The organism is Segatella copri DSM 18205 (assembly GCF_025151535.1).
Lineage (GTDB): Bacteria > Bacteroidota > Bacteroidia > Bacteroidales > Bacteroidaceae > Prevotella > Prevotella copri.
Window position 1 is genome coordinate 959050 of sequence record NZ_CP102288.1, and the last position, 18496, is coordinate 977545.

An 18496-nucleotide genomic window follows, 5' to 3' on the forward strand; every position below is an offset into this window, starting at 1 on the left:
TCAATGTCTTGTTTACTTTGTGTCTATTATCATGTAGCAGAGATATTTGGGGGTACTAGCTTATCTTTCCACCCTTAAAATGCATCTCAAATGTGACCACGAAAGATTTTGCACACGCGCGTGCAAAATCTACCAATCAGGGAAATAATGGTATAATTGCTTGAAATAGTCAAGGTTCCGAACACTATAGCCGGAGCCGAATTCAGTCGTCAACTGTTGAGATATGGACTTGATGAGCTGTATGCCATAATCAGCACGCTGCTTGCCAAGCTGCTCTTCTTCAACAATACGTTTGCCGATTTCCCGGTTTGAGCGTATCAGGGTTTCGTTGATAGATTGATACGCCCTGATCCAACGGTCACCGGCCGAAGGGAAAGGTAAAGGGCAGAAGCCCCTAGCCACACGCCCTGAAAGGGCAGAAGCTCCTAGCCCAGGGCATCGCCCTGGGTAATTACGGACGCAAACCTGTCGCCCTGTAAGGGCAAAAGCTTTAAAACCCCAGGCAAAAATCACAAAGCTTTTGCCCTTACAGGGCGCCTTGCTGACTGCTACTATACCCAGGGCGATGCCCTGGGCTAGGAGCTTCTGCCCTTTCAGGGCGTGCTGCTCCTGACCTTTTGGACCTTCAGCCCGTACTTGAACCACATGCAAAAGTTCAATTATTAATTTTTAAGGCAAAGATAATAAAAAAAAGGAAAATGAGCAAAAAAATGATGATTTTTTACTCGTTTCCCTTTAACTTTCTTTGGAAATCCTTAATGACCTTAATGACCATGACCTTAATGACTGGATTTCTCTGTTTTCTTTATCCCATGCAGCTCGTTACTCCGAGCGTAGTAGCGATAGCGGTCAGTATGCTGATGGCTATCTGAAGAATTGTTTTCCAAGTGTTCGCTTTCATCTTTTTTGAATGTTGAATGTTGAGTGTTGAATGTTGAATTTTTTGTGGGCGGATAGGCTGGGCTAGGGGCTAGCACCCTAGCCAGTCTATCCTTGGGCTATTCAAGGCCGTCGCCAGTATCGTCCTTGCCGGTAGTACCGCCGCCTGATTCAGAGCCTTGGCCTTCGCTGCCGGTCTGACCGGTGTTTGAACCACCTGGGGTAGAACCGCCTGGCGTATTATACGGAGTGGTTGGAGCGTTGAGGTCAACGTTGGTCTTACCCTCCTTCTTTGCCTGGTTGATGCGTGACTTAGCCTGGTTGATTTCCAGAAGATTTGCGTTCACGCTACGCATTACGATGCTGTAATTAATCATAGTCGTTTGTAGTATGTTTAGAGTCCTTTGTTTTGCAACTCCCCAGAACGCCCCGTTCCTGCCGTTTTCGAGGTCTTCATTGATGACCGGCGCCTGCCATCATTTATGACCCGTGTTGGTCTTAATAGAAGACCCGAGCAAGGCACAAAAGGCTGTTCTTTCGATTGCCGGTGCAAAGATACAACATTTTCGGGCAGAATGCAAGCTTTCACCCTGACTTTCTATGCTGAAAATGACGTAAGTAGCTGATAGATAATACTTTCTATCGTTTTCTATCAGAACTTTATTGCAGAAACATAGCAAAACAGGAAAATACGCATTGAAGGTAGCCGAAGAAACGTGAAAAGCGGTCATTAAGGTCATGGTCATTAAGGTCATTAAGCACTTTTCGCTCGCTCTCTTTTCTTATAATATAATATTAAATAATTTTAATATTATATTATATATATATTCCGTTCCCCCCGAAACCCTTAATGACCTTAATGACCTTGACCTTAATGACCGGGGAACACCAGTTTTTGAATGTTTGTTTGTGGTATAAATACTTTACATTTGCAAAATGAGTATTGGGAGGATGCTTATAGGTGTTGAGTTGATAATATGTCATTTTGGGTCATTAAGGTCAAGGTCATTAAGGTCATTAAGCTTTTTGCATGAAGTTTAGAATCCGCTTTTTTAAAAAACGACCTGTGTTTGCATACGTTTGTAACTGTTTGAATGATAGTGTAAAAGCTTTGCTAATTGCCTGGAATTCTAAAGTTTTTGCCCTTGCAGGGCGTGTGGAGCCTACATGCGAAACTTCAGTAAATCATGTGTTTTTAAAAGAAAACCTCTCCCTCAGCAAATCAACAGCTAAGGAAGAGGTTTGTACAGTTGGTCTTTTTGAAGACCGATTATAACTTAAAAATATTTGAATTTTCTTAAAGCTTTGACCAGTCGATGCTGCGGATAAATGCTAAGGTTGAAACCCAATCGCAGTCTAGGCAGAAAGGAGTAGGAATATCCGGGGTGTTGTAATAAGCCAGGGTAAACTCTGTATCTGCATCCTTAAATGCCTTGTGGTCGATGGTTGCCTGCCTGAAAAACTGGGTTACGAGCGGCTTGTTCTTGTTTGAAGCCTCCTTCAGTCGCCTCTGATAGAGCGTAATATAAACGCTCATGGCGTAGGCCTGCTCGTTGAGATAGCGAACCTTGATGTTCAAGGTGTCCTTGCTCAGATTCTTGTCGAGCATTACATACGGTGGCAGAATCTTGCTGCGCATGTAGGTCATTGCGTCAAACTTGAAGAGAGCTGTACGGCGCTCGTCCATACTCTTCGTGGTGTCGTTGATGATTGCATCAGAAGTGCGGAGCACCTCGTTTAATACATCCTGGGCGCTTGCCTTAGCTATGCTGAGGGTGAGCGCAAATAATAATATTATGTATCTCATCTTTCTGAAATTATTGATTATCAATTCTTTTTAATCGTTGGTGTGGCGCAAGAGGAAGATGCTGTGGTCGATGCACTCTGGCAATTCTTCCTTATAATGCGTTACCATGATCATGGTTTTGTTCTGGCGGCGACAGAAGGCTTCGATGACGTCTTTTACAAGACGGCGGTTGCGGTTATCGAGTCCGTGGAGCGGCTCATCGAGAATCAGCAGTTCCGGATCCTTGACAAAGGCTCGTGCCAGGAGAACGAGGCGCTGTTCGCCGCTGGAGAGCTTCAGGAAACCACGGTCTTCAAGACCTTCCAGTCCGAAGACTTTCATCCAGAAACGGCACTTGTCCATATCTTCTTCCTTTGGCTTTACATAGAGGCCTACGGAATCCATCAGACCGCTTGCTACGATGCGGATGGCTGGCAGGTCGCGCTGGTAAGAGCGGTGAAGCTCAGGCGATACGTAGCCGATGTGCTTCTTGATGTCCCAGATGCTTTCGCCGCTGCCTCGAGGATTGTCGAAGAGGGTGATGTCGCAGGCGTAACTCTGCGGATTGTCGGCACAAACCAGACTGAGAAGTGTACTCTTTCCGGCTCCGTTCTGTCCGCTCAAAGCCCATCGCTCGCCGTTCATCACGGTCCAGTCGAGGTCGTTGAGGATGATTCGCTCGCCATACTGTATGCGTACCTTGTTCATCTTCACCACTTCCTGGGTGTGATATTCGCGGTCGCTGTAAGGCTGGTCTACGATGGCCTGTTCCATCTCGGGGCTCAACACATGGGCAGGTACGGATTCTCTGCCGGCAAGATATTCGGCGAGGGTTACCTTAGGCAGAACCTTCATATCCTTCACTTCTACCACGTGGGTGATGAAATCGGGAATATCATCGCTCTTGCTCAGTACGAGGATAATCTGCAGGGCTCGTTCTGAAGAGAGGGTCTTGAGCAGTTCCTTGAGCTGGTCGCGGGTTTCAGCATCGAGTCCGATAAACGGATTGTCCATGATGAGCACGCGAGGCTCTGAGAAGAGGGTAGAGGCAAGTTTGAACTTGCGGAGCTCGCCACTTGAGAGCAGGATGGTGTATTTGTCCATCAGGTGCTGCATGTGGAAGAGCTCGTAGATGTGCTGCTGCAGGGCTCTGCGCTCCGGTGTGTCTTCGCCAGCCATCTGGTAGGCTTCTTCCAGCTTGTCCTTTACGATAGGCGTGTTCTCGTCTATCTCGAGCTGGTTCCAGCGCTGCTGCAGGAAATAAGTGCGGTCGTTATCGCCTCCGTAAGTGTCGCGGAAGGTAATATACTTGATGTTGTCGCTCACCATTGTTTTCTGACTAGGTGAGAAATCGTAATCAGGGTCGTGCATCAGGAGTGGGTGGCGACCTACGATGATGTCGACAAACATTGATTTTCCTCCACCGTTCGGACCTACGATAGCGATGTGTTCACCATCGCACGCCTCGAAGTTTACGGGTTCTGCCATACGCCATTCTGGCATACGGGTAACACCATTTTTAATGCTAATAATCTTTTGCATCTCTCTTATTTTTTTATTCTACTCTGATTCTTTGTTGCAAAGTCTTTCCAGCTGCTGTAGTGCTTGGCGTCGGTTTCCGGGCGGTTCATCTGCAGAAAGTGGCAGTAGGCTGCCCCCAGTGCATCGGTAGCGTCCATGAACTTCGGCATTTCGTCTTGCTGAATATGGAGCAGTCGTTGCAGCATTCCCGCCACCTGTTCCTTCGAAGCCTGTCCCTGTCCTGTAATGGCCATCTTGATTTTGAGCGGCGCATATTCGTGGATAGGAACGCTGTGATGAATGGCGGCTGCGATGGCTACTCCCTGTGCCCTGCCCAGCTTGAGCATCGACTGCACGTTCTTGCCGAAGAAGGGGGCTTCGATGGCCATCTCATCGGGCAGATAGCTGTCGATGATGCCGGTTACGCGGTCGAAGATCTTGCCCAGCCGGAGATAGGGATCGCTCTCCTTGCGCATGTCGATGACGCCCATCACCACCAGTTCGGCCTTGTTGCCGATGATGCGGATTACGCCATAGCCCATCACGTTGGTTCCGGGGTCAATGCCGAGAATGATCTTCTCTGTATTCGATTTCTTGATCATCGCTGATAAATCTCCTGACTTTTAAAAAATGCTGTTTTAACGGTCCATATATGGATTGTGAGCGAGCTCTTCGCCTATGCTGGTGTATTCGCCATGACCCGGGAGGACCTGGGTTTCGTCAGGCAACTGACCGAGATGGCGCAGACTGTTGATGATGCGGAACATGCTGCCTCCAGGGAAATCGGTTCTGCCGATAGAGTTGTGGAAGAGGGTGTCGCCGGTGAAGGCTACGTGCTCTGCCTCGCAATAGAAGGTGACGGAACCGCTGCTGTGGCCCGGAGTGGCGATGACCTGGAACTCGTGGTTGCCGAACTTGATGACCTCTTCATCTTCGAAGAATCTGCCAATAGGCGGAAACTGGTAATCGAGTTGCATCTGATAGAAGGTTTCTGCCTGCTTGGCGAGTCCCTTCATCAGGTTTTCATCAGCTGCCGATACTTCCGGTTTCAGTCCGAACTCCTGATAGATGGTGTTGTTGCCGAAGTTATGGTCAAGATGGCCATGGGTTACGAGCAGGTGAACGGGCTTGAGCTGGTTCTCCTTAATATATTGTGTAATAGCCGTGCGCTCTTCCGGATAGAAGGCGCCGCAATCGATGATGACGCATTCTTTGGTCTCATCGCTCACCACGTAGCAGTTTTCCTGCAACATGTTTACTTGAAATCTTTCTATATGTAACATTTCTTACTTTGAACTTTATGATTACTTTTCACTCTTCACTCTTCTATGCCGGAACGTAAACCAGTTGCTTGTCCTGGCTGAACCATTCTTCATCGAAGAAAGTGCTGAGCGGAGTGATTTCTGAAATCTTGAAGTATTGCTTCAGTTCTTCTTTCAGATTACCGCCCTTCAGACACAGAAGTCCGTTAGGCAGAGCGTTTTGCCCCTTCTGCTTAAAGTTTTTCTTGATAATCTTCATCAGGTCAGGAAGCTGCATTACCGCACGGCTTACCACGAAATCGTACTTGCCTTTTTCGTCCTCTCCGCGCAGGTGTTCAGCCTTGAGATTCTGCAGATTGATGGCCGTAGCCACCTCGTTGCAGACTCTTATTTTCTTGCCCGTTCCATCTATCAGCTTGAACTTGCATTCAGGGAAGAGGATGGCGAGCGGAATGCCCGGGAAACCTCCACCGCAGCCGAAATCGAGAATCTCCGTGCCCGGACGGAAATGGATGGCTTTGGCTATAGCCAGAGAATGGAGCACGTGGTGCTCGTACAGATTATCGATGTCCTTGCGGCTGATGACATTGATCTTGCTGTTCCAGTCGCGGTATAATGCATCGAGTGCCTCGAACTGCTTTTTCTGCTCTTCCGTGAGGTTCGGGAAGTATTTCTCTATTATTTCTATCATATAATTATATGTATTCTTCTTTATTTCTACTGATTTTTCTGCAAAGGTAGTGTAAAAAATCGGAAAACACGTCATAAAAACATCAAAATCTGTAAGATTATGCTCGTATATTAAGTTTTTTGCGTAACTTTGCACCCGTTTTCAATATAATTTAAGCAAAAATAGATAAAAACAGACAAGAAAATATGATAAAAGCAGCACTCTTCGATCTGGATGGTGTGGTATTCGACACAGAATCACAGTACTCCATCTTCTGGGGAATGATAGGCAGGGAGTATCATCCGGAAATGCCCGATTTCGAATATCGCATCAAAGGACAGACTCTGGTTCAGATTTACGACAAGTATTTCACCGATGAAGCCGTCTTCGCCCACATCGAAGGTTTTACAGGCGCAAAGGAGGAACAGGCTAAGATTACAGCCCGACTGGATGAGTTTGAAAAGACCATGCAGTATGAGTATATTGCAGGGTTCGAAGACTTCATCAGCGACTTGAAGCAGCATGGCGTAAAATGCGCTGTGGTAACGAGCAGCAACATTCAGAAGATGCTGAATGTCTACGACCGTCACCCGGAATTCAAGGCTTATTTCGACCGCGTGCTGACCAGCGAGGATTTCGCTGAGAGCAAGCCTCATCCAGACTGCTATCTGAAAGGTGCAGCCTATTTCGGTGTGAAACCGGAGGACTGTGTAGGACTGGAAGACAGCTTCAACGGACTGAAGGCGGTGAGAGCCTCAGGAGCCTTTACCTTGGGTCTTGCCACAACGAACAGCAGAGAAGCTATCCAGCCGCTATCCGACTATGTGATAGATGATTACAGAGGTTTCAGCTTTGCTGACTTGCAGCGTATCGTGGAGAATGCGAAATAGATTCAACGCAGAACAATAAATAAATCAAAATAAAAAATGGGATATTTATCTACTGACAAGAAGAAAATTACCACCAAGACCTTCGCAGAAATGAAGAAGGCTGGCGAGAAAGTAACCATGCTGACAGCATACGACTTTACAACAGCCGGAATTATAGATGCTGCTGGAATTGACTCTATATTAATAGGTGATTCGGCGAGCAATGTGATGGCAGGAAATGCAGACACATTGCCGATTACCGTAGACCAGATGATTTATCACGCCCGCAGCGTGGCACGTGCCTGCCAGCATGCTTTCGTGGTTTGCGACATGCCTTTCGGCAGCTATCAGATCAGCAAGGAAGAGGCGCTGCGCAATGCTTGCCGCATGATGAAGGAAACGGGTGTAGACGCTCTGAAACTGGAAGGCGGCGTAGAAATCTGCGAAACCGTTAAGGCGCTGGTTAATGCAGGTATTCCTGTTCATGGTCATCTCGGACTTACTCCGCAGAGTGTGAACAAGTTTGGCGGTTATGGCATTCGTGCCAAGGAAGAGGCTGAGGCACAGAAGCTTATCAGCGACGCCATTGCGCTGGACGAAGCAGGCTGCTTTGCCATCGTGCTGGAGAAGGTTCCTGCTAAGCTCGCTGCAGAAGTAAGCAAGAAGGTAAAGGCTGTAACGATTGGAATCGGTGCAGGTAACGGCTGCGACGGACAGGTTCTGGTTTATGCTGATGCACTCGGAATGACACAGGGCTTCAAGCCTAAGTTCCTGCGCCATTTTGCTCAGGTAGGAGAGGAAATGACCAAGGGTGTGAAGGCTTATATTGATGCGGTGAAGACCGTAGATTATCCTAGCGCTGAAGAGAGTTATTAACATTAACTCTCTTTTTATGCGAAGTGTAAGAGACTCAAGTTTCGCAAGTGAGCTCCACACGCCCTGAAAGGGCAGAAGCTCCTAGCCCAGGGCATCGCCCTGGGTAATCATGGACGCAAGTTTGTCGCCCTGAAAGGGCAAAAGCTTTCAAGTACCAGGCAATTTACAAAGCTTTTGCCCTTACAGGGCGCATTGCTGACTGCCATTATACCCAGGGCGATGCCCTGGGCTAAGAGCTTTTGGGCCTTCAGCCCGTACTTGAACCACGTGCGAAAGTTCAGTAAGAGAGTATATTGACAATAGAAACATAAATAATTCGGATTATGGATACACAAAATACACCAGTACATATCAAACTGTGGCACAAGGACTTCTGGCGATTATGCTTTGCCAACCTCTTGCTGATGTCGAGTGTGTACATGCTCGTTTTTGCTATTCCTTATTTCCTGATTCAGGATAAGTATCAGATGTGGCAGATAGGGTGTGTGCTTCTTGCATACGGCTTTGGACTGTTTCTGTTTGGCGGCTTCTGCTCTTATCTGGTACAGCGCTACCGCAGAAATATGGTCTGTCAGCTTTCCATTTTGGGTGTGGTTGTTTGCCATTCGGTAATTTATTATCTGGATACGTTCTGGAACATCAGGTTTTCTTTTGAGATTCTCCTGGCGGTCCGTTTCCTGTTGGGAGCATTTCTGGGGCTGGCTCAGATGTCGCTTGCCAGTACGCTGGTTATTGATTCCTGCGAGTCGTTCCAGCGCACCGAGGCTAATTACATTACCTCCTGGTTTGCCCGTTTTTCGATAGCCGTAGGGCCCTTGGTGGCATGTTTTGTTTACAACTATTTCGGCATGGGCTATGTTTTCCCTACGGCTTCGTTGCTGGCTTTGGGAGCCTTCGTGCTGGTTTCTCGCGCCAAGTTTCCTTTTAAGGCACCAGCCGAAGGAATTAAGACTTTCAGCCTCGACCGCTTCTATCTGCCACAGGGAACTCCGCTTTTTGTCAATATCATCCTGATTACTTTTTCTGCGGGATTATACTTTTCTGTGCCTCATTCTATTGGTAACTTTCTGATGATTTTCGGAGGATTGGTCTTGGCGTTCCTGGCAGAAAAGTTTGTCTTTGCTGATGCAGATTTGAAGAGTCAGATATTGGTAGGCCTGATATTGTTGGCTTCTGCTGAACTGATTTCGTTCGGAACTCAGGAGTTTGCAGTCGAAATCGTGGTTCCAACCTTGCTGGGTTTCAGCTTGGGAATCATCGGAAGCCGTTTTCTGCTCTTCTATATCAAGCTTGCCAAACATTGCCAGCGCGGCACGAGCGTGAATTCGTTCTTCCTGGCTTGGGAGTTGGGCTTGAGTTTGGGAATCGGTCTCGGATTCATGTTCCATAATCTTCCGGCGAGAGCGCATTTTAACGTAGGTCATCCTGTATATAATATGATTGAATCAGGGATGTTGCACTATGCGCTTCTTTTTACAATCGTATCGTTGCTGGTGTACAATTTCTTGGTTCATCCATGGTACATGAAGCATAAAAACAGATAAAATATTTGAAATCTCGTTTGTTTCATAAAAGCTATTCTTTAAAAGAACCTAAAAATAGCTTTTATGAAACATTTTTAATATTATTTAGATAGGTTTTTTCGCTTTTGTGGCTTAATTTGAGTACTTTTGCGTTTGGTTTTGGAAATATATTGTTTGAATTAAGAAATTAAACGTAAAAATATAGAATTATGGCAGAAGCTATTGATATCCGCGAATTGAATATCCGGATAGAACAACAAAGTCAGTTTGTTACCAATCTGGTAATGGGCATGAATAAGGTAATCGTAGGCCAGAAACACCTCGTAGATTGCCTTCTTATCGGTCTTCTCTCTGATGGTCATATCCTGCTTGAGGGTGTACCTGGACTGGCGAAGACACTTGCAATCAAGACATTGTCACAGCTAATCAGCTCCGACTATAGCCGCATTCAGTTTACTCCTGATTTGTTGCCTGCCGATGTGGTGGGTACTCAGATTTATTCACAGAAAGATGAGGCTTTCCATGTAAAGCGCGGTCCTGTCTTCGCCAATTTCGTTTTGGCAGATGAGATTAACCGTGCCCCAGCCAAGGTGCAGAGTGCGCTGCTCGAAGCCATGCAGGAACACCAGGTTACCATTGGCGATGAAACCTTCAAACTGCCTAGTCCGTTCCTGGTAATGGCTACACAGAACCCTATCGAGCAGGAAGGAACCTATCAGTTGCCTGAAGCACAGGTAGACCGTTTCCTGCTGAAGGTAATCATCGATTATCCTACACTGGAAGAGGAGAAGCTCATCATCCGCGAGAATATTCAGGGCGGACTTCCTGAGGTTACTCCTGTAACATCAGCTGAGGAGATTCTGAAGGCTCGCAAGATAGTAAACGAGGTTTATCTCGATGAGAAGATTGAGCAGTATATTGCCGATATCGTCTTTGCTTCACGTTATCCTGAGCGCTACGGACTGGGCGAGCTGAAAGACATGATTACCTTCGGCGGCAGTCCTCGTGCCAGCATCTCTCTTGCCAAGGCAGCCAGAGCCTATGCGTTTATCAAGCATCGCGGCTATGTGATTCCTGAAGATGTAAGAGCTGTGGCTCATGACGTATTGCGCCACCGTATCGGTCTTTCTTACGAGGCTGAGGCAAGCAATGTGACAAGTGAGGAAATCGTGAGCCGCATCATTAATAAGGTGGAAGTGCCTTGATGGTTAACAGTTAATAGTTAACAGTTAATAGTTTATAGTTAATAGTTTAGGATTTTGGATACACAAGATATCTTAAAAAAGGTTCGGAAGATAGAAATCAAGACTCGCGGACTGAGTCAGAACATCTTCGCAGGTCAGTATCATTCTGCCTTTAAGGGCAGGGGAATGGCCTTTGCCGAGGTGCGCGAATATCAGTATGGCGATGATGTGAGAGACATCGACTGGAACGTGACCGCCCGCTTTCATAAGCCTTATGTCAAGGTGTTTGAAGAGGAAAGGGAACTTACCGTGATGCTGCTCGTAGACGTCAGCGGGTCGCTCGATTTCGGTACGATGAAGCAGATGAAGCGCGATCTGGCTACTGAGATTGCTGCCACACTCGCCTTCAGCGCCATTCAGAACAATGACAAGATAGGTGTCATCTTCTTCTCTGACCGTATCGAGAAGTACATTCCGCCTAAGAAAGGAAGAAAGCATATTCTCTATATCATCAGAGAAATGCTCAACTTCCAGCCGCAAAGCCAGCGTACCGATATCGGTTGCGCCCTGGAATATTTCACCCGCGTGATGAAACGCCACTGCACAGCTTTCGTAATCAGCGACTTCTACGATCATAAGGATTTCCAGCATCAGCTGCAGATTGCCAACCAGAAACATGATGTAGTAGCCATCCAGGTTTACGACCCGCGTGCCAAGGTGCTGCCTGATGTAGGACTGCTCAAGGTGATGGACGCAGAAACCGGACACGAAATGTATATTGATACAAGTTCGAAGAAACTGCGAATGGCCCATACCCAGCAATGGCTGATGCAGCAGGAGAATCTGAAAACCGACTTTGCCAAAAGCAAGGTCGACTGGACTTCGATTGCCACTAACGAGGACTTTTCGAAGGCGCTCCTGATGCTTTTCAAGCAGAGGGGCTGATAAACCGAAAGCTCAAAGTAAAGAAACTATGTTTAAAGTAAAGAATATCATATTGTCGCTCGCTCTCCTGGGGTGCTCAGGCTTAGCTCAAGCCCAGCAGGTAGAGCAACGCATCGACTCGCTGCAGATACTGATAGGACAGCAGACCGTGCTACATCTGAAAGCTTCGGTAAAGCAGGGCGATAAGGTGCAACTGCCATCTTTCAAGCCGCAGCAGCAAATTACACCAGGAGTGGAAGTGGTAGAGCAGAGTAAAGGCGACACTTCGCACATAGGCGACGACCGCATGGTGGTGAGCCGCGACTATACGCTGACTTCATTTGATGAAAAGGTGTATGTGATTCCTGCGCTCAATGTGAAGGTAAACGGCAAGAACTTTCATGGCAACCAGCTTGCGCTGAAGGTGCTCACCGTGCCCGTAGATACGGTTCATCCCAACCAGTTCTATCCGCCCAAGGATGTTCAGGATAATCCTTTCTCCTGGAGCGAATGGAGTGCGCTGTTTTGGTTGAGCCTATTGCTGTTAATCATCTGTGGTGCATGGCTTTATCTGCGCAACAGACTGAAGAACAACAAGCCAATCATCACCCATATCCGCATCGTAAAACATGTTCCGGCTCATGAAAAGGCGCTGAATCAAATTAACGTCATCAAGCAGCAGCACGTAGAGAATCAGGAAACACAGAAGGCTTACTACACCCAGCTTACCAATACGCTGAGAGAATATATCGTGAGTCGTTTCGGATTCAATGCGATGGAAATGACCAGTATGGAAATCATCGAACGTTTGCGCGAAGCAGGCGACCAGAAGATGATTGATGAACTGAAGGAACTCTTCCAGACTGCCGACCTCGTGAAGTTTGCCAAATATGAAACCCTGGTGAATGAGAACGATGCAAACCTGGTGAATGCCATCAACTTCATCGACCAGACCAAGACAGATGAGAAACCTACAGAAGAAAAGGTGGTTCCTCAGCTGACCAACGAAGAGCAGAAGACGCAATCTCAGCGCCGCCTCATCAAGTCGCTCCTCTGGATAGGAGCCATCGTAGGTCTGGCTCTGTTGGGTTACATCATTTACCAGTCAGCCATGCTGCTGATGTAAGGTAGGGTGTTCTTATGAAACGTTTCGCCGGGCAAAGCGGTTTATTCCGCAACTCTTTGCCTGGCTATAAATAGAAAAATATAGAAATGGAATTTGCAAGTAAAGGCTATTTTCTGTTGCTCCTGTTGCTGATACCTTATATATTATGGTATTTCCTCTACAGGAAAAAGAATGCGCCAACCATGCGCATGAGCGACACGAAAAAGTATCAGTATGCTCCGAAGAGCCTGCGTGTGCGTCTCATCCATCTGCCAATGGTGCTGAGATGCATCTGTTTCGTGCTCATCGTCTGTGCGATGGCTCGTCCGCAGACGCATACGGCTTGGGACAACAAGACGGTGGAAGGCATTGACATTATGTTGGCGATGGACGTTTCCACCTCTATGCTTGCTGAAGATTTGAGACCGAACCGAATGGAAGCGGCTAAGGATGTGGCTACAGAATTCATCTCGGGAAGACCGAACGACAACATCGGTCTGACTATCTTTGCCGGTGAAGCCTTCACCCAGTGCCCGATGACAACCGATCATGCCAGTCTGTTGCGTCTCTTGCAGGCAACCCGTACGGATATTGCCGCCCGGGGACTGATTGACGATGGAACCGCAGTGGGAATGGGACTGGCCAATGCCGTGAGCCGCCTGAAGGATTCTAAGTCAAAATCGAAGGTTGTGATTCTTCTTACCGACGGCAGTAACAACATGGGCGAAATCTCGCCAATGACCGCAGCAGAGATTGCCAAGAGCTACGGAATCCGTGTTTACACCATCGGTGTAGGAACCAACAAGGTGGCTCCTTATCCAATGCCTGTGGCAGGAGGAGTACAGTACGTCAACATTCCGGTAGAGATAGATACGAAGACGCTGAGCGACATAGCGCAGACAACCGATGGAAATTTCTATCGCGCTACGAACAATAACGAGCTGAAGAAGATTTACAGGGACATTGATAAACTGGAGAAAACCAAGTTTAATGTCAAGCACTTTGCTAAGCGATATGAAGCTTATCAGCCATTCGCCTTGGCAGCTCTCCTGGTATTGCTGGTAGAAATCCTCCTCCGCATCACCTGGTTCAGAAGAATTCCGTAACCCGGATACTGAGCCATTACTGATTATCGGAGATATCCCGCTATCTTTCGGAGATATTTCGCTATCTTTCGGAGATATTTTACCAGTTATCGGAGATATTTTACTGATTATCGGATAATCGAATAGAAGATATAATTAGAATAGAAAATGTTAAGATTTGAAGATCCTATATTTCTCTGGCTGTTGTGGATAATACCAGTACTGATTCTGATCAGACTGATAGGGTGGAGAAGAAGAAAGGCGAAACTGAAGAAGCTCGGCGATCCGGAACTTCTGAAACAGCTCATGCCCAACATCTCCAAATATCGCCCTACAGTGAAGTTTGTGCTGATGCTCGCAGCCTTGGCGCTTCTTATCGTGATGGTAGCTCGCCCTCAGATGGGCAGCAAGATTTCTCACGATAAGCGACATGGCATTGAAACCATCATCTGCCTCGATATTTCAAATTCCATGCTCTGTCAGGACGTGGTTCCATCCCGTTTGGACAAGAGTAAGATGCTTATCGAAAATCTGGTCGACAACTTTAACAACGACAAGATTGGACTCATCGTCTTTGCAGGCGATGCTTTCGTGCAGTTGCCAATCACCACCGATTATGTTTCGGCAAAGATGTTTCTCCAGAACATAACCCCTGGTCTTATCCAGACCCAGGGAACCAATATCGGAGCAGCCATCGATTTGGCTTCCAAGAGTTTCACCCAGCAGGAGAATGTGGGCAGAGCCATCATCGTTATTACCGATGGCGAAAACCATGAGCCTGGCGCACAGGAGGCAGCGGCTGCTGCCAACAAGAAAGGAATCAATGTCTTTATCCTGGGCATAGGTAACACCAAGGGAGCACCAATCCCTATGGGAGACGGCTCTTATCTGAAGGACAATGCGGGCAACACCGTAATGACCGCCCTGAATGAGCAGATGTGCAAGGAACTTGCCCAGGCAGGCAAGGGTCAGTACATTCATGTAGATAATACCAGCGATGCGGAAAGAGCATTGAATGATGATATTGCCAAATTGCAGAAAGGCGATGTAACGAGTGTGGTTTACAGCGCCTATGATGAACAGTTCCAGGCTGTAGGTATTCTTGTCATCCTGTTGCTTATCATCGAAATCTGTCTGCTTGAGGTAAAGAATCCTCTGCTCAGAAACATCAAGTTTTTTAAGAAAGACATCAGGAAGCCTTTCTGATAAACGTTTATACATAACTGAACTTTCGCATATCAGGAAGTTAAAGGAGTTAAGGAAGTTAAGGAGTTAAGACGTATGTCTTGCTGCTTAAAAACAACGCCAAAAAGACTGTTGTCTTAACTCCTCAGCGACCGTAGGGAGCGATAACTCCTTTAACTTCTGAGCTTGCGAAACTTGAATACATTATTATATAATAAGAATGAGATATTTAAGATATATATTGGTTTTTGCCCTGATGGTGCTGGGCTTGGCAAAGGTGGGAGCACAGAACGACCGCAACTTCATCCGCCAGGGAAACCGCGCCTATCATAAACAGAAGTGGGCTGCAGCCGAAACGCAATATCGCAAGGCTATCTCCAAGAACCAGAAGAATGCGCAGGCTGTCTATAATCTGGGTTGCGCCCTGATGATGCAGCAGAAGGATTCGATGGCAATGATACAGTTTGAGAATGCTTCGAAACTGGAAACGAACAAGATGCGACGCGCCAGAAGTTACCACAACATGGGTGTGGTCATGCAGCAGCATCAGCAATATGCGCAGGCCATAGGATGCTATGAGAACGCCCTGCGCTGCAATCCGCAGGACAATGCAACCCGATATAATCTTGCCCTCTGCAAGAAACTGCTTAAAAACCAGAAGCAGAACAAGCAGAACGATAAGAACAAGAACAATAAGGATAAAAACAAGGACAAGAACAAAGACAAGCAGAATAAGGAACAGAACAAAGATCAGAATAAAGACAAGAACAAAAACGACAAAAACAAGAACAACCAGAATAAGAACAATCAGCAGAATCAGAATAATCAGGACAAGATGAGCAAAGATAATGCTGAACAACTCTTGAACGCTGCCATCCAGCAGGAGAAGGATACGAAGCGCAAGATGCAGAAAGCGATGAGTCAGCCTCGCAGAAAGCAATATGAGAAAAACTGGTAAAAAGTAAAATAATACAACGAGTATAATAAATTTAGAACATGAAACATATAGGTTGGTTTATTATTATATGGGCAATGCTTCTGGGCTTCAGTTTGCAGCTGAAAGCCCAGCATATCAGTGTGTCGGCACCAACACACGTGGCGGCGGGAGAAAACTTCCGTGTGGCCTATACCATCAATACACGTGATGTAGAGGAATTCCGCCTGGGCGGAGTAGGAGAAGGACTTGAGGTAATCGCAGGTCCTTACACCTCATCGCAGTCCAGTTATCAGATGATCAATGGCCATACTTCCTCTTCATCGTCGGTAACCATTACCTATACGCTCTACGCAGCTAAGAACGGAACCTTTGGCATTGGTGCCTCTCATGCCATCGTAAATGGTAAGAAACTCTCTTCTCATCCGGTTAAGATTACGGTTTCTGGCCATGCTGCACGCAACAACGGTGCACCTTCCATGCACGGACAGAATGATTATAATGAACCACGCATGCGAACTGCCGGATCAAGAATATCAGGCAGCGACCTCTTCATCAAGGTTACAGCCAACAAGCGACGTGTTCACGAACAGGAACCGGTGCTCCTTACTTATAAGGTTTACACGCAGGTAGACCTTACCCAGCTGGAAGGTAAGATGCCTGACCTGAAGGGATTCCACAACCAGGAAGTTCCGCTGCCTCAGCAGAAGACCTTCCATACTGAAACCGTAAACGGCCGACCTTACCGATGCGTTACATGGAGCCAGTATGTCATGTATCCGCAGATGACGGGAAGCCTCACCATTCCAGCCATTACCTTCAAGGGAATCGTGGTTCAGCAGAACAGAAACGTTGACCCGATGGAAGCTTTCTTCAATGGCGGTTCTGGCTATGTTGAAGTAAAGAAAGATATTATAGCACCTAGTGTGAAAATTCAGGTTGATCCATTGCCTCAGCGCCCTGCCAACTTCTCGGGCGGTGTAGGTAAATTCAATATTACTGCTTCCATCGACAAGAAGGAAGTGAAGGCTGGCGAACCAATCACCATCCGTGTGGTGGTAGGAGGTATCGGAAACCTGAAGTTGCTCAAGCAGCCTGTCATTACCTTCCCTAAGGATTTTGACAAGTACGATGCGAAGGTGACAGACAAGACCCGCCTTACAGCCAATGGCGTAGAAGGCAATATGATTTATGACTTCCTGGCTGTGCCTCGTAATCAGGGAAATTATACCATTCCTGCGGTAGAATTCACCTATTATGATACTTCGGCTAACAAGTATAAGACAATTAAGACCCAGCCGTTTACGCTGAATGTAGAGAAGGGCGATGGAACTTCAGACAATGAAACATCAGATTTCAGCAACAGGGATAAGGACATTCACGCGCTGAAACTGGGCAAGTCTAAGCTCCATGATATTGACGATATGTTCTACGGAAGCTTCGGCTACTGGACCAGTCTGCTGGTTCCATTGGCAGCCTTCTTTGCCCTGCTCATTGTTTTCCGCCACCGTGCTCTCGAGAATGCCGACCTGGTAAAGGTCCGTTCCAACAAGGCAAACAAGATAGCAACCAAGCGCCTGAAGAAGGCTCATCTGCTGATGCTCGGTGGCAAGCAGGAAGAATTCTATGATGAAGTGCTCCGTGCTTTGTGGGGCTATGTAAGCTACAAGCTCAACATGCCTGCCGAAAAGCTCTCACGTGAAAACATTCAGGCTATGCTCGAAAAACATTGTGTAGAGGAGAGAACTATCGAGAAGTTTACAACTGCGCTCGATGAATGTGAGTTTGAACGCTATGCGCCGGGCGACCCTGCCGGCAATATGAACCGTACATTCGAATCAGCAATGACTGCTATTATGGATATAGAAAATGCTATCAATGCAACGCGTAAGCAGCGCAAGAAGAGTGTAACCGGATATTCGTTCGTCATGATGATCATGGTAATGTTGGGCTGCTCGGTTTCTGCAGGCGCTGTAACCAAGAACAATGCTGATACGGAATATCAGAAAGGTAACTATCAGCAAGCCATACGCGACTATGAGGAAATATTGAACAACTATGGTGTTTCTGCCGAAGTTTACTATAACTTGGGCAATGCTTATTACCGTACAGACAATATTACCAAGGCTGTACTCAATTATGAGCGTGCCCATCTGCTCTCGCCAGGCGATGAAGACATCAGCTTCAACCTGCAGTTTGCACGTAGCAAGACCATCGATAAGATTACTCCGGAAAGCGAGATGTTCTTCGTAACCTGGTGGAAGGCGCTGGTTAACCTTACGAGTGTTGACTGTTGGGCTAAGACAGGCATCATAGCTATCATCATGGCGCTGGTTCTGGTTTTGGTTTATCTCTTCGGTTCGCATATCGTTTTGCGCAAGATTGGTTTCTTCGGTGGAATCTTCTTCGTGGCAGTCTTCCTGCTGAGCAATCTCTTTGCTTACCAGCAGCGGCAGATGCTCATCAACCGTACGGGAGCCATCATCATCGCTCCTTCTGTCAATGTGAAGAAGACTCCAGCCAAGACGAGCGTTGACCTCTTCCTGCTGCATGAAGGAACCCGCGTTGACATTACCGATAAGGCGATGAAAGGCTGGCGTGAAATCAAGGTAGGAGACGGCAGAGAAGGCTGGATTGAAACCAAGGCAATTGAGGAAATCTGATTAAGATAAAATCTGACTAATATAAAGAGA

General features: G+C 47.0%; 19 protein-coding genes. 11 read left to right on the plus strand and 8 right to left on the minus strand.

The window, feature by feature from the left end:
- Window positions 1–129 precede the first annotated feature (129 nt).
- From NQ544_RS03905 to NQ544_RS03915, 3 genes are all read right to left on the minus strand, one after another.
- Window positions 130–645, minus strand: a complete 516-nt coding sequence (locus NQ544_RS03905) for a DUF1016 N-terminal domain-containing protein (RefSeq protein ID WP_006846700.1) — start codon at window positions 643–645, stop codon at window positions 130–132.
- Between the two features lie 160 nt (window positions 646–805).
- On the minus strand, window positions 806–901 hold the full coding sequence (locus tag NQ544_RS03910) for a smalltalk protein (RefSeq protein ID WP_153072405.1): 96 nt from the start codon (window positions 899–901) through the stop codon (window positions 806–808).
- 97 nt (window positions 902–998) lie between these two features.
- Entirely contained in the window at window positions 999–1256 is a 258-nt protein-coding gene (locus NQ544_RS03915; protein WP_006846698.1) for a hypothetical protein, read from the minus strand.
- Window positions 1257–1909: 653 nt separating this feature from the next.
- On the opposite strand from NQ544_RS03915, the gene NQ544_RS03920 reads away from it, so the two are divergent.
- The gene (locus tag NQ544_RS03920; protein ID WP_006846696.1) at window positions 1910–2155 is read left to right on the plus strand and encodes a hypothetical protein; all 246 of its coding nucleotides are present in this window, start codon (window positions 1910–1912) and stop codon (window positions 2153–2155) included.
- Between the two features lie 21 nt (window positions 2156–2176).
- Here the strand turns inward: NQ544_RS03920 and NQ544_RS03925 are convergent, their stop codons facing one another.
- From NQ544_RS03925 to rsmG, 5 genes are read right to left on the minus strand one after another with little or no spacing between them, the layout of a single operon-like run.
- Window positions 2177–2686, minus strand: coding sequence for a hypothetical protein (locus tag NQ544_RS03925; RefSeq protein ID WP_006846695.1), 510 nt, complete (start codon window positions 2684–2686; stop codon window positions 2177–2179).
- Between the two features lie 30 nt (window positions 2687–2716).
- The gene (locus NQ544_RS03930; RefSeq protein ID WP_006846694.1) at window positions 2717–4207 is read right to left on the minus strand and encodes an ATP-binding cassette domain-containing protein; all 1491 of its coding nucleotides are present in this window, start codon (window positions 4205–4207) and stop codon (window positions 2717–2719) included.
- A 5-nt stretch (window positions 4208–4212) separates the two neighbouring features.
- Entirely contained in the window at window positions 4213–4788 is a 576-nt protein-coding gene (gene ruvC, locus NQ544_RS03935) for a crossover junction endodeoxyribonuclease RuvC (RefSeq protein WP_006846693.1), read from the minus strand.
- A 36-nt stretch (window positions 4789–4824) separates the two neighbouring features.
- Window positions 4825–5469 (minus strand): MBL fold metallo-hydrolase, encoded by a 645-nt coding sequence (locus NQ544_RS03940; protein ID WP_040552607.1) that lies wholly within the window; start codon window positions 5467–5469, stop codon window positions 4825–4827.
- 43 nt (window positions 5470–5512) lie between these two features.
- A complete protein-coding gene (gene rsmG / locus NQ544_RS03945) occupies window positions 5513–6139 on the minus strand; it encodes a 16S rRNA (guanine(527)-N(7))-methyltransferase RsmG (protein WP_040552760.1) in 627 nt (208 codons plus the stop codon).
- 185 nt (window positions 6140–6324) lie between these two features.
- Between rsmG and NQ544_RS03950 the strand changes: the two genes are divergently transcribed.
- From NQ544_RS03950 to NQ544_RS03995, 10 genes are all read left to right on the plus strand, one after another.
- Window positions 6325–7008 carry an HAD family hydrolase gene (locus NQ544_RS03950; RefSeq protein WP_006846690.1) on the plus strand — a complete coding sequence of 228 codons (684 nt, stop codon included), beginning with the start codon at window positions 6325–6327 and terminating at the stop codon, window positions 7006–7008.
- Between the two features lie 36 nt (window positions 7009–7044).
- Window positions 7045–7863: a 3-methyl-2-oxobutanoate hydroxymethyltransferase gene (gene panB / locus NQ544_RS03955; protein WP_006846689.1), complete on the plus strand. Its 819-nt coding sequence runs from the start codon at window positions 7045–7047 to the stop codon at window positions 7861–7863.
- Between the two features lie 323 nt (window positions 7864–8186).
- Window positions 8187–9407: an MFS transporter gene (locus NQ544_RS03960; protein WP_006846688.1), complete on the plus strand. Its 1221-nt coding sequence runs from the start codon at window positions 8187–8189 to the stop codon at window positions 9405–9407.
- Window positions 9408–9595: 188 nt separating this feature from the next.
- Window positions 9596–10591, plus strand: a complete 996-nt coding sequence (locus NQ544_RS03965) for an AAA family ATPase (RefSeq protein WP_006846687.1) — start codon at window positions 9596–9598, stop codon at window positions 10589–10591.
- Between the two features lie 54 nt (window positions 10592–10645).
- Window positions 10646–11515 (plus strand): DUF58 domain-containing protein, encoded by an 870-nt coding sequence (locus NQ544_RS03970; protein WP_006846686.1) that lies wholly within the window; start codon window positions 10646–10648, stop codon window positions 11513–11515.
- 28 nt (window positions 11516–11543) lie between these two features.
- Entirely contained in the window at window positions 11544–12620 is a 1077-nt protein-coding gene (locus NQ544_RS03975; RefSeq protein ID WP_006846685.1) for a BatD family protein, read from the plus strand.
- Between the two features lie 86 nt (window positions 12621–12706).
- Complete coding sequence (locus NQ544_RS03980) at window positions 12707–13705, plus strand: vWA domain-containing protein (protein WP_006846684.1); 999 nt, start codon at window positions 12707–12709, stop codon at window positions 13703–13705.
- 147 nt (window positions 13706–13852) lie between these two features.
- On the plus strand, window positions 13853–14890 hold the full coding sequence (locus NQ544_RS03985; protein ID WP_006846683.1) for a vWA domain-containing protein: 1038 nt from the start codon (window positions 13853–13855) through the stop codon (window positions 14888–14890).
- A 199-nt stretch (window positions 14891–15089) separates the two neighbouring features.
- Complete coding sequence (locus NQ544_RS03990; protein WP_006846682.1) at window positions 15090–15827, plus strand: tetratricopeptide repeat protein; 738 nt, start codon at window positions 15090–15092, stop codon at window positions 15825–15827.
- Between the two features lie 38 nt (window positions 15828–15865).
- Window positions 15866–18466 (plus strand): BatD family protein, encoded by a 2601-nt coding sequence (locus tag NQ544_RS03995; protein ID WP_006846681.1) that lies wholly within the window; start codon window positions 15866–15868, stop codon window positions 18464–18466.
- Window positions 18467–18496: the final 30 nt, after the last annotated feature.